This window comes from Vibrio neptunius, from assembly GCA_019339365.1.
GTDB lineage: Bacteria > Pseudomonadota > Gammaproteobacteria > Enterobacterales > Vibrionaceae > Vibrio > Vibrio neptunius.
Map to the genome: position 1 here is coordinate 2,640,826 of CP079859.1, position 12,373 is coordinate 2,653,198.

At 46.7% G+C, this 12,373-nt stretch carries 9 protein-coding genes and 2 pseudogenes; 6 read left to right on the plus strand and 5 right to left on the minus strand.

What is annotated here, in order from left to right; translation table 11 throughout:
* The first annotated feature begins 114 nt into the window (after window positions 1-114).
* From KW548_12530 to KW548_12540, 3 genes and pseudogenes are all read left to right on the plus strand, one after another.
* On the plus strand, window positions 115-747 hold the full coding sequence (locus tag KW548_12530) for a DUF2760 domain-containing protein (GenBank protein QXX05963.1): 633 nt from the start codon (window positions 115-117) through the stop codon (window positions 745-747).
* Window positions 747-2,666 (plus strand): Hsp70 family protein, encoded by a 1,920-nt coding sequence (locus KW548_12535; GenBank protein QXX05964.1) that lies wholly within the window; start codon window positions 747-749, stop codon window positions 2,664-2,666. The genes KW548_12530 and KW548_12535 overlap by 1 nt, the downstream gene beginning before the upstream one ends.
* A 55-nt stretch (window positions 2,667-2,721) precedes the next feature.
* A pseudogene (locus KW548_12540) lies at window positions 2,722-5,530 on the plus strand (hsp70 family protein).
* Between the two features lie 329 nt (window positions 5,531-5,859).
* Here KW548_12540 and KW548_12545 read toward each other — a convergent pair.
* The 3 genes and pseudogenes from KW548_12545 to KW548_12555 form a co-directional block, all read right to left on the minus strand.
* Complete coding sequence (locus KW548_12545) at window positions 5,860-6,168, minus strand: hypothetical protein (protein QXX08065.1); 309 nt, start codon at window positions 6,166-6,168, stop codon at window positions 5,860-5,862.
* A gap of 77 nt (window positions 6,169-6,245) precedes the next feature.
* Window positions 6,246-7,017: pseudogene (locus tag KW548_12550) on the minus strand (transporter substrate-binding domain-containing protein).
* A gap of 90 nt (window positions 7,018-7,107) precedes the next feature.
* On the minus strand, window positions 7,108-8,136 hold the full coding sequence (locus KW548_12555; protein QXX05965.1) for an AraC family transcriptional regulator: 1,029 nt from the start codon (window positions 8,134-8,136) through the stop codon (window positions 7,108-7,110).
* Window positions 8,137-8,285: 149 nt separating this feature from the next.
* Here KW548_12555 and KW548_12560 point away from each other — a divergent pair, with 149 nt between their 5' ends.
* The gene (locus KW548_12560) at window positions 8,286-9,299 is read left to right on the plus strand and encodes a DUF2804 domain-containing protein (GenBank protein ID QXX08066.1); all 1,014 of its coding nucleotides are present in this window, start codon (window positions 8,286-8,288) and stop codon (window positions 9,297-9,299) included.
* A 17-nt stretch (window positions 9,300-9,316) separates the two neighbouring features.
* Window positions 9,317-10,165 (plus strand): sterol desaturase family protein, encoded by an 849-nt coding sequence (locus KW548_12565; protein ID QXX05966.1) that lies wholly within the window; start codon window positions 9,317-9,319, stop codon window positions 10,163-10,165.
* A 54-nt stretch (window positions 10,166-10,219) separates the two neighbouring features.
* Here KW548_12565 and KW548_12570 read toward each other — a convergent pair whose 3' ends face one another.
* Entirely contained in the window at window positions 10,220-10,966 is a 747-nt protein-coding gene (locus KW548_12570; GenBank protein QXX05967.1) for a helix-turn-helix domain-containing protein, read from the minus strand.
* A 22-nt stretch (window positions 10,967-10,988) separates the two neighbouring features.
* Window positions 10,989-11,450, minus strand: coding sequence for a carboxymuconolactone decarboxylase family protein (locus KW548_12575; protein QXX05968.1), 462 nt, complete (start codon window positions 11,448-11,450; stop codon window positions 10,989-10,991).
* A 131-nt stretch (window positions 11,451-11,581) separates the two neighbouring features.
* On the opposite strand from KW548_12575, the gene KW548_12580 reads away from it, so the two are divergent.
* Window positions 11,582-12,313: a transporter substrate-binding domain-containing protein gene (locus KW548_12580; GenBank protein ID QXX05969.1), complete on the plus strand. Its 732-nt coding sequence runs from the start codon at window positions 11,582-11,584 to the stop codon at window positions 12,311-12,313.
* Window positions 12,314-12,373: the final 60 nt, after the last annotated feature.

The window sequence follows — 12,373 nt, forward strand, 5'->3', positions numbered from 1 at the left end:
TCTGAAGGTCTGTAGACTTGAATGTGATAATATTTGCCCCAATTTAACCCAATAATTACGACAATAGCAGTAAAAGTATGACTGCTATTTCTTCCATCAATTAAGAGAAATCTCATGACGTTCGATTTACAAATGATCCCTCAAACGTTCGATATGCTGCACGCTGGCCTGACGGCTTCAAGCGTCCTTTTACTTCTGATTGCGGTTTCGCGCAAATCTAAAGTCGTCGAGAAAGTGGTTGAGAAACCAGTTGAGAAAATCGTCGAAGTTGAAAAGCCTGTCGAGAAGATCGTTGAAGTAGAGAAAGTGGTCGAAGTTGAAAAAGTGATTGAGAAAGTCGTGGAAGTGGAATCAAAGCTTGCTACAGCTTCTACCGACTCTGCCATGCAGCTACTATCAATCATGCAGCAAGAAGCTCGCCTGATTGACTTCCTGAAAGAAGACCTGACATCCTTCTCAGACGAAGATGTCGGCGCTGCGGCGCGTGTAATTCATACCGGCGGTCAGAAGGTACTGAACGACTACGTGAGCCTTGAGCACATCCGTGATGAGGATGAAGAAACACGCGTTACTATTGAAGAAGGCTTTAACCCGCAAGAGGTTCGCTTAACGGGTAACGTGACAGGCAGTGCGCCATTTAATGGCACCTTGGTCCATAAAGGCTGGAAAGCGAGCGAGATGAACCTTCCAAAACTGGCTGAAAACTATGATGCTTCTGTCATTGCGCCTGCTGAGGTTGAGCTGTAATGGAAAACCTGAACACCATTCAGGCTGAAACGCCAAAGTTTAGCGTTGGTATCGACTTAGGTACCACTCACTGCGTACTGTCCTATGTGGATACATCGAGCGAAGACGCGCGTGTTGAAGTCATGTCGATTTCTCAGCTGACCGCACCGGGCACCGTAGAAACTCGCAACCAGCTAGGCTCGTTCCTGTATCAACCACACGAGCACGAGATGAACCCTTCAGCTCGTGTATTGCCTTGGTCATCTGAGCCTAAAGCCCTAGTGGGTGCAATCGCTCGTAACCTTGGTTCAAAAACGCCGATTCGCCTTGTAGCAAGTGCAAAATCTTGGCTTTGTCACGCTGGTGTCAACCGACGTGAAGCGTTCCTTCCTGCTGGCAGTCCGGAAGAAGTAGAGAAAGTCTCTCCGCTTCGTGCAACGGAGCTGTACCTTGAGCACCTCAAAGAGGCATGGAACCACACTCACCCTAGCGACCCGCTTTCAGAACAAGACGTGACAATTACCGTACCGGCATCTTTTGATCCTGCGGCTCGTGATTTAACCGCTGAAGCGGCACGCAATGTTGGCTTAACTCACCTAACATTGTTAGAAGAACCTCAGGCAGCTCTATACAACTGGATCGACAATAGCGATGACAAATGGCGTGATGAAGTCGAAGTTGGCGACATCGTGCTGGTTGTCGATATCGGTGGTGGTACCACGGACCTTTCTCTAGTTGAAGTCACCGAAGACGAAGGCAACTTGACGCTCAACCGTATCGCGGTAGGTGAACACATCCTACTCGGCGGCGACAACATGGACCTTGCCCTTGCATACCGCTTGAAGATGAAGCTAGCGCAAGAGGGTAAAGAGCTACAACCATGGCAAGTTCAGGCAATGACGCACGCCTGCCGTGACGCTAAAGAAGCACTATTGAACGACAGCGAACTCCAGTCAGTGCCCATCGTGGTGCCAAGTCGCGGCTCAAAACTGCTCGGCGCAACCTTGAAGACGGAACTGACGCAAGAAGAAGTTCAGCAAACACTGGTGGACGGTTTCTTCCCGAAAGTTGCCGTTACTGAGCATCCAGTTCAACGCAATCGCGGTGCTCTGACTCAAATGGGCCTTCCGTATGCACAGGATGCAGGGATTACACGACACATCGCAGCTTTCCTTGCAAAGCAGGCTAATGCCCAAGGTGGTGAAAGCGCTTCAACCGAGTTCAATCCATTTGCTGGAATGCCTGGCATGGGCGGCGCTGAAGCTCCTTCAGCCGACTTTATCAAACCAACGGCCATTTTGTTCAACGGTGGCGTTTTAAAATCAGATCTGCTGGCGAATCGCCTAGAAGAAACCATCAATGAGTGGTTGATAGACGCCGATGCCGAGATGGCTCAACGTCTGACGGGTGTGGATTTGGATCTGGCGGTGGCAAGTGGCGCTTCTTACTATGGCTCTGTACGTCGCGGCCAAGGTGTGCGAATTCGCGGCGGCATTGCATCGAGCTACTATGTCGGCATCGAGAGTGCAATGCCAGCCATTCCGGGAATGGCTCCACCAATGGAAGCCCTATGTGTCGCACCATTTGGTATGGAAGAAGGCTCTGCGGTTGAAGTACCAAGTCAGGAATTTGGTCTTATCATCGGCCAACCAGTAAACTTCCAGTTCTTTGGTTCGACAGTTCGTCGTGACGACGACGCAGGTACACACCTTGATCACTGGGGCCCTGATGAATTGGAAGAGCTACCAGAGATTCAAGTTACTCTACCTGTCTCTGAAGGTCGCCGTGAAGGTGAAGTAGTGCCAGTCACCCTAGCCTCTCGCGTGACAGAGCTTGGTACGCTTTACTTAGAAGCTATTGCCGCAGATAACGGTCAAAAATGGCATGTTGAGTTTGATGTACGCGAAGACGCGAAAAGCGACTCAAACGAAGAAGAATAAATAATAATCAAACGGCATCCAATCGGGTGCCGTTTTTAAATACACGAAGGTTTGTATGGCATCTCCTCGTTTTCTTGTTGGTATTGACCTTGGCACCACAAACACTGTGGTAGCCTACTGTGAAGTCACCGACAACCTTGAACAATCCGAAGTATCCCTGTTTGATATCGACCAATTGATTGGTCCGGGTGAAGTGGTACGTAAGCCACTGCTGCCCTCTTTCCGCTACCACCCGGCCGTTGGTCAAATCTCTCTTTCTGACCTAACACTTCCTTGGGAACACGAACCCGTTTCTGGCGATACTAGTAATGTCATCGTAGGTGAATGGGCGCGTGAATTAGGCGCGAAGGTAGAAGGTCGACAAGTTTCCAGTGCCAAAAGCTGGCTGTCTCACCAAGCGGTGGATCGTAGCTCGGATATCCTTCCTTGGGCTGGTGCGCAAGACGTTGATAAAGTCTCGCCAGTGATTGCCAGCGCAAGTTACCTCAACCACATTCGCCAGGCGTGGAACTATCGTCACCCAAGCAACAAGCTAGAAGAACAAGACGTCGTCGTAACGGTTCCTGCTTCGTTCGATGAGACCGCGCGTAAGCTCACTCTGGAAGCTGCTGAACTGGCGGGCTTGAAGAAGATCGTCTTACTCGAAGAACCACAAGCGGTATGCTACGACTGGTATGCGCGCCACCAGAAAACGGCTGCCAACGAGCTCAAAGAGTTGCCGCTGATTCTGGTCTGCGACGTCGGCGGTGGTACCACCGACTTGAGTTTGATTGAAGCAAAGTATCACAACGATGAATTGGCATTGGATCGAATTGGTGTTGGCGAGCATTTAATGCTTGGTGGTGACAACCTCGACTTGGCATTAGCACATCTCGCGGAAAGCCGCTTTAATCAAAGTAAGAAGCTCACCGCAGCAAGCCTAACTAAACTGATTCAACAAACTCGTAAAGCAAAAGAAGATTTGCTGTCAGTGAGCGCGCCTGACGAAGTAAAAATCACTATGCTGGGCAGCGGGTCTAAGCTACTTGGCGGGACAAAGAGTATTGGCCTCAGCAAACAAGAAGTCCATCAAATTGCTCTGGATGGTTTTTTCCCACTTTCTGACTTCAGTGAAGTGCCAGACAAACGCCGCAGTGCGATGGTCGAGTTTGGATTGCCATATGTTGCAGACCCTGCGGTCAGTAAGCACGTTGCAGAGTTTCTTAATCAGCATCAACAAGTCTCTTATTCTGCACTAGGTCAGGAAGACACATCAACGCCTGCCGTTCCGGTCGGCCTGCTACTCAACGGTGGTGTATTTAATAGCGAGCTGGTTACCGAGCGAGTCACAACCCTACTTGGCAACTGGCGCGGCGCTCCTGTGACCGTGCTCGATAACCCACATCCTGATTGGTCAGTCGCTCTTGGTGCCGTCGCGTTTGGTAAAGCTCGCCGTGGCGCTCAGCTCAAAATTGGCGGCGGAGCTGCACGCTCCTACTTCCTGCATTTACAGGAAAAAAAACAAGATGGGCAAAGCACTTTGCCTTCTGGCGAAAGGCACGGACGAAGGGCATGAGATTCGTTTAAGTGGACGTCGATTCTCCTTAACGCTGGGTGAGCCAGTTCGCTTTAACCTGCTGACGTCTACCCACGACACTCTGACTCACAACACCGAAATTCAAAACGGTGTGATGGTCGAAGTGGACCCAGATATCTTCTCGCCTCTTCCTCCCTATATTTCAACTCTGGAAAGTGAAGGGATTGATCTTCAAGCTAACCAGAAAGAACGAGTTGAGGTGCAACTGGCCTGCCAGCTCACTGAGGTTGGCACGCTAAAAATGGAATGTGTCAGCGTTGAAGATGACAACAAACGCTGGGAACTGGAATTCGAAGTTCGCAATCAGCAAGCGGACGAAACAGAGCAAGAGCTACTGCACCCGCGCCTTTCTGAATCTAAAGAGCTCATCTCCCGCCTCTATAGCGGCAACAAGAAAAGCGCCGACGCAAAAGAAATCAAGACACTCGCAAAAGACTTAGAAAGAAAGTTAGGTAAACGAGACGACTGGGATTTCACGACCTTACGTCACCTGTTCGATGCTTTTGCACAAGGCCGTAAACGCCGTCGCCGCTCAGAAGCTCATGAGAAAAACTGGCTTCGCCTAGCAGGCTTCTCACTGAGACCAGGCTTTGGCGATGCCACCGACTCTTGGCGAATAGAACAAGTGTGGGGCCTCTATCAGCAAGGTATTCAGTTCAAAAACCACCAAGGTTGGACAGACTGGTGGGTATTCTGGCGTCGCATCGCGGGCGGGTTAAGTCAGGAACAACAAGAAACACTATTGGCTGATATTGCCAAATACTTACACCCCGGTGCGATGAAGAATCCTCAGTCAGCCAAAGCAGCGCAAGACATGGGTTACGAGTCTATGGTTCGACTATCTGCATCACTTGAGCACCTTGAAGTGGAAGATAAAGTGCTGTTAGCCAGCTGGTTCTTAAGCAAAGCCATCAACCACAATCAATTTGAACAGGCTCATTGGTGGGCGTTGGGTCGCCTAGCGTCACGAACACCTTTGTACGGTAGCCAGCATAGTGTGATTTCTCGTGAACAAGCGGAACAGTGGCTGCCTAAACTGCTAGAACAAAACTGGCTCAAAGAACCGATGATTGCATTCGCCACCGTGATGATTTGTCGTAAGACAGGTGACCGTTTATTCGATATCTCTGATGATTACCGCGAACAAGTGCTAACTAAGCTAAAACAAAGTAAGGTTCCAGAGTCTTGGGTCTCGCTGGTTGAAGAAGTCAAAGAGCTATCTGAGAGCGAATCGAAGCGCGTCTTTGGTGATGCGCTGCCAAGTGGTCTAACGCTCGTTCACAACTAATGGGTTAGTGCTATTCACCAGCCATTGCGCTAGGCGCGCTAATGAATGGGGAAAAATCACTGAGTTTCAGATTCACACTAAGGAGCCGCAACGGCTCCTTTTGGCTTTTCCAACAACATGATCAGTTTATAAAATTGATGGAATTGACATCACAATTCATCCATTGATCTACTGCTAACTTATACATTAGTTTTTGTTACCGAATGTTCAGTTCTGAAGAATAAACCTTGTTGTGTTGTCTGGCTTGTCTCAGGCTCTTGACCATCTTTGGTATTAGGAGATAAAAATGATAAGGATTGGGTTGATCATCGCTAATGAATTAATGGCCACTACTTACTCAGTAGCGTCACGCATTCATCAAAAGAAGGATGATCACCTGTTGCGATGTCCCAAAGTTGCTTAGCCGCGTAATGGGCAAAATTCGGGTCCGCGGGAAACATCGCCTGCCTTGAGCGTTTCTTACTCAGGTAGAGAACCTTTATCTCTTTCAGCTCTGGCCCGAGAATGTTCCTCGAATTGGCACATATTTCCCCAAGGCCTTCATAGGCGTAGGCGTTAACCTCAGCCATATTGATGGTAGCGAAGGCGTGAATAGGCACAGCGACCGTGATTAGAATTATCTTAATACGCTTGTACATCATTACGCCCTTTAAGCATGATAGGCCGTAAATAAAGCAAACATGTTGACTATCCTCATCTATGTCCAACCAACGAATTAGTCATTTCTCTGTATCATTTGCAAAAACTCAGCTTCCGACTGCATGATTTCCTTATATTCGCCCGTTTCCATCAGTTGCTTTAAACCTGCATTGAACTCTTTCACCAGGATTCTACTGCGTTCATTGTCAAATCGACTGAAGATCACAAACATGTCATCTTCAATCAAAGGTTTGCCATCGAGTTTTTATATAGGGTCTCAGTGCTTCAGGTACGTAGTGCTTAATGAGATACAAACCCCGTTCCACACCGGTTGGATAAGCGTCTAATCGCCCCTTCGCCATTTTCTGAAAATTGGTTTCTTCTGAGTTGTTCACTTCAACGTCGACACCCAACTGCTCCATGATATGGGTAGCCTGATACCCTTGCGTAGCACCGATTTGAAATTTGTTCAGGTCTTTTGCATCGTGCCAAGAAAACGGTATGTCTGAGTGATAAAAGAACTGTACACGTTGACTAAAAAATGGCTCTGAATAGATGAAGTCTTTCACTCTGTCTTCATTTTTCATCCAAGGAAAAGACCCATCAAAGTCACCTCGAATCGCATATTGATAAGAGCGGACCCAAGGATAGTACTCTAGCTCGACAGCATAGCCGCGAATTTCGAACGCTCTTCGCACCAGAGTCTCCGATATTTTCAATTCTGGGTCAGAGAGAGAGCTGGTATAAGGTTCCCAGTCTCCCACGGCAAACCGAACCGTCTTATCATTGGCCAACGATGAAAATACACACAGTGAAAACAGTAATGAGATGAGTCTTATAAGGTTCATAAAAACACAAATATCAATAAATAATATTAATTGTAGTTGCAATCTAAACAATGGATGGTGATACGTGCTTTAGAGCTTGTTAATACCACTTCATAATGCTCTGAAAGCATTGGGTACCGTACCTGACCAGCGCTTAAAGCTTCGCCTGAAATTGGCGCTGTCACTGTATCCAAGCCGAAAAGCAATTTCTTCTATCGTCAAATATGTTCTTAGCAAAAATTCTTTAGAGAGCTCGAAGCGAACTTCATCAACAAGCTCTCGATAACTGGTTTGCTCCTGATTGAGTTGCCTTCTTAAAGTCCTAACCGAGCATCCATGTTGGACGGCAATGTCATCAATAGAAGGAAACATACCAACACTCTGATAGAGAAAGGCTTTGATCTGATTACTTAATCGTGTAGGTGATTGCAATACTGCCATCACAGACTCACAGGAGTTGAGATAGGTATTGAGTAAATCTGAATTGTGGCTAGCTAACTTCCAATCCATAACATTGGCATTAAAAGTCAGCGCGCAGCGTGGTTGTTCAAACAACACACTACAGCAGAAACGCTCTGTGTAGTGAGTGGCGTAATCAGGTTTTGGGTATGGCAGTTCCAGCTTATCTATCATCAAGCGCTGCCCAGTCAGTTCAAAAAATAAAGAGGTAATAGAACTAAAAAAGTACTCTGTACAAAAAGGGAGTAGTTGACCAATCTCCAAATCATTTTCAATCTCAATGGAGGCTGTGTCAGCATCGCGACATACTCTTACAGAAAAAATAGGGCCATTGAGATCCAGATATTTAAACCCTGCCTTAATCGCTTCAAAGACAGTTCGACTACTCAAAACAGCGTAACCAAGGATACCAAAATGGCTCAGCGTCGCTCGCTCACCAAGCAACAATCCCAAACTGATATTGGGAAAGAATCTCTGTACGTATCGAAATATCAAGAACTTGTCTGAATAGCTGATATGACTTTCCTGGCTGCGCCAGTCTATGGACCGTAAACCTGCTTGGTTGAGTAAGCTATCCACATCTAGGCCATATTCTTGCACGACACTAAGCAGCAAAGAGATATCGAATACCCCCAACTGATATCGATGATCAACCGGCAGATATTGTGCGATGATCGCCATGCCTATTCCTCGTTCGACCTAATCTTCAGGATAACGGAGTTCACTCTCTTTAATTGTGATATTAGTTAACTTTATGACCGAAAATGACCTGTTTAATCTCACCCAAACACGCAACACTAATGGAAATGTTATTGAATTGTGAAGTTATCATAATGCTGAGCCAAGCTGCCCCTGAATACCTTATCCAATCGAATGGAAAGCCTTGTTTCGGTCATTTTGATGGCGTACCACAACAATTGGGAATCCAGCGCTTTACATACTGCAATAACATGGATCGCAAAGTCGGTAGACTGAAAAAATACCTTCACTACAAGCAGTTTCAATTTGTCAGCATCATGACACCACGCTACGTGATTGGCCTAGCCATCGCAGATATTCGCTATGTAGGATCTGCATTTTGTTATGTTTACGACGTCCAAACCGACACTCTGGTAGAGCAAAGCTGGTTAAGACCTTTAAACATCGACAAACAAATGTCCCCATCTCCATATCAAGGATCCAGTCACATCGCGGCCAAAAAGCTGGTGTTTGAGATTACTTACCCCAATTGGCAGGTCAAAGCCAACACCGAGCTGTTACAACTCGATGTTTCGCTCCAACCGCCAAGCAGCAGCTTGCCGCTCTCACTTTGCACGCCTACTGGCTATAACGGCTGGACCTACACCAAAAAGCACAACGCGCTGGCCGTTAAGGGAAATATTACGGTAGATGGAAACCAGATTGACACCTCTCTCGCGTTGGGTGGCTATGACTTTTCAGCGGGCTATATGCGACGCGAAACAAGTTGGCGATGGGCAAGCATCAATGGTTTCAGTGACAAGAGCAAGCTTGGCCTCAACTTAGCTGCAGGGGTTAACGAAACGGGCAGTCATGAGAATGCTTTATGGGATAATGAAAAGCGGCACTTACTAGGGGCTGTCCACTTCCATTTTGATCGCCAAGCAACACAAAAGAAATGGCGTATTTTCTCTGATGATGGTCGAGTCGACTTGACTTTTACCCCACTTAACAACAGAAGTGAAAAACTTAACTTGTGGGTTTTGCAGAGCAACTTCCGCCAGTTTATCGGCTACTTTTCTGGCTTTATCAAAGATGAAAACGGCGCACTTCACACAGTAGAACAGCAACTTGGTTTAACCGAAGATCACTTCGCTCGCTGGTAATATTTTCGGAGCTTTGTATGAATTTCAGTATTCTTATCGACAACCCTGAATGGCTTCTGATGCTATTAGCACCTCTTTTTATTGGTTTGATGTTGGCTGAGTACTTCATCGGCCAAAAACGCGGTCACCTTCCACAAAACTCATCCTATTTTCTTCCAGAAGTATTATGTAACTTTGCTCTCGCGGGCCTGCATCAACTAGCGGACCTGTTAACTGGGCTTTTAATCATTCAACTTTACATGTGGTTGTTTGGCTGGCGACTGATGGACGTAGAAATGGGTGCTGCGAGCTTTATTATTCTGCTCATACTGCAAGATTTTTTCTACTACTGGTTTCATCGCGCCAGTCATCGCACTCGCTGGATGTGGGCTGCGCACGTTGCTCATCACAGCTCTGAACGCATGAACTTCAGCACGGCTTTTCGACAAAGCTTAATGTACCCCATTGCGGGGATGTGGCTATTCTGGGTGCCGCTTGTGATCATAGGATTCGAGCCTAAATGGGTCATTTTTGCCGTACTATTAAACTTAGGTTTGCAGTTCTTTGTTCACACTCAGTGGGTTCGAACACTTGGCCCATTGGAATATCTATTTAATACCCCTTCTCATCACAGAGTGCATCATGGGCATAACCCTCAGTACATCGATAAAAACTACGCTGGTGTACTGATTATCTGGGACAAACTGTTCGGTACCTTTGAACCTGAAGTTGAAACCGTACGCTACGGTGTCACTAAACCCATCAACAGCTTCAATCCACTGGTAGTGACATTTAGAGAATGGGGAGACCTCTTTCGCGATTTACGCCAGAAGAAGTTATCTTTTTGGCAAAAACTGCGCATTATATTCTCCCCACCCAATGACTAAAGAATACGTGTTCCTGATAAAACGCGCTTCATTCAACACTGATTAATGGCAGAGTTATTTTTGTTTTAACCTGCGACTAAATTGCCCCGGAGTGATCAAGGCGAAATTTTTGAACTCTCTCGTCATATGCGCTTGATCGGAAAAACCTTGATAGGCGGCCAGTTCGGCTAATGAGAGTTCTGGGTTGTCTCTCAGCTCTTGAATGCTGGCGTGGACTCGACGAAGACGTTGGAAATGCTTTGGGCTCATACCCACCCAATGTTTGAATTTACGTTCTACCTGCCTTTGGTTTTCTCCAAAGCTCTCGCCTATCTTGCCATCCTGCGCAAGATGAATCAGTTTAGCTCTCTCTTCATCCATAGCTATTTGAGATACGGCTTCTGAGCACCAATCCATCAGAAGCGCTATTCGCTTGGTATGACTCTGGTGCTCGGATAGTTGCTTAACCAAAGACTCTGAAGGTTCAAAACAAAACACGTCTTGATGGCTTTCTCTATTTGCTTCAACGAGCTCTTCCAAGAATGAAAACTGCATACCTGGATGAAAACGGACGCCGCAAAGCTGAGCCTCGCAGGAAATCGTGATGTTCTTAGTGACTCTGCTATATGGCTGATACATCACGCTTTCACCATATGTTTTGCCTTCTAAACTCACCTGCCCTTGTAATACAAACATCACCCCAGAGCCTCCATCGCAATAGAGAGGTTTGGAGACAGCTTGCCCACAAGGCACTTTAGCCGACCATATTGCCTGAATATGGTCGGCTAGCAGGCCGTCTGGATTGACTATTTCAAAATCCATTTGTTGAGCAATGCTCCTGTCGTTATTCTGCCGACAGACTGCCTATTTCAGGCTTGAACGTTTTGGCAATGCGATTCCAGCTGTTAATTGCATTTATAGCCAGCGTGAGGATAACCAGTCCCTGCTCACCAAACGTGTTCAGTGTTGCCTGATATGCACTTTCGTCGACATCGCCACCTTTTGTGATACATTCGGACCAATGTAGCGCAACTTTTTCCTCATCGCTATATTCGGGCATATCTCGCCAAGCATTGAGCCCAATGAGACGAGAGTATGACTCTCCTTGTTTCAATGCTTCTTTGCTGTGCATGTCAATACAAAATGCACACTGGTTGATCTGCGACACGCGAAGTTTAACCAGCTCCCAGATGGTGATCGATAGCGTGTCTTGTTGCTCAAACTGATTGCGAAGGTAGGTTTCCTGAGCCATCAAAATCTGGATGCCTTCAGGGGCGGCATTGAAGTAGTTCAATCTCGTTTTCATCTGCGGTTCTCCTTAGTTTCTATTATTAGATTACCTGCAGTAAAAAACCAAAGATTGAAGATTTTCGACATCCCTCCCAACCAATGTTGTCTATGCTTTTAAAATACTCTCTACTACAAGGAAGCAACTATATGCGCAATCTGACACTGATGCTCTTGAGTCTCATGCTACTGGCGTTACCAGTCCGCGGTGATGTCCTCACCCTCACGTCTCTGGAATGGCCTCCCTATGCAGGAAGAAGTCTCGACTCTCAAGGTGCCTCTGTAGCCGTTGTTAAAGCCGCTGTCGAAGCCATGGGACATGAGTTAACTGTTGAGTTTTACCCCTGGGAGCGAGCTGTTCACCTTGCAAAAAATCAAGCCAAATATGCCGGATACTTTCCTGAGTACTATTTTGAGGCATCCGATCTAATCTTTTCAGAGCCGATAGGAACAGGCCCTCTTGGCTTTGTAGAGAACAAAGCGAATCCTGTATCGTGGAGTAACTTGCAGGATTTAAAATCAACCAAAATAGGCGTGGTTCGTGGTTATGTGAATACCGATGAACTCGATAGCATGATTGCCAGTGGCGCACTTCAATCGGAAGCGGTCACCAGTGATAGCCAAAACCTGAAAAAAGTTTCAGGGCAACGCATCCCTCTCGCCGTAATTGACAGTAACGTTCTCAACTATTTACTCGCCAGTGATAAGGCCCTCGCAGGGGCGAAGAACCAACTGCAGATGAACTCTAAACTATTGGAAGAGAAAGAATTGTTCATTGCATTTGCTAACGACGAAACCGGCATGAAATGGAAATCGATTATTGATCAAGGGTTGAAAAAGATTAACGCCAATCAAATTATGGCCGACTATTTCAATCAATAATGCTTGTATGACATAAGCAAATGGGAGCAAGGTTCCCATTTGCTGCGCATACCGAACAGA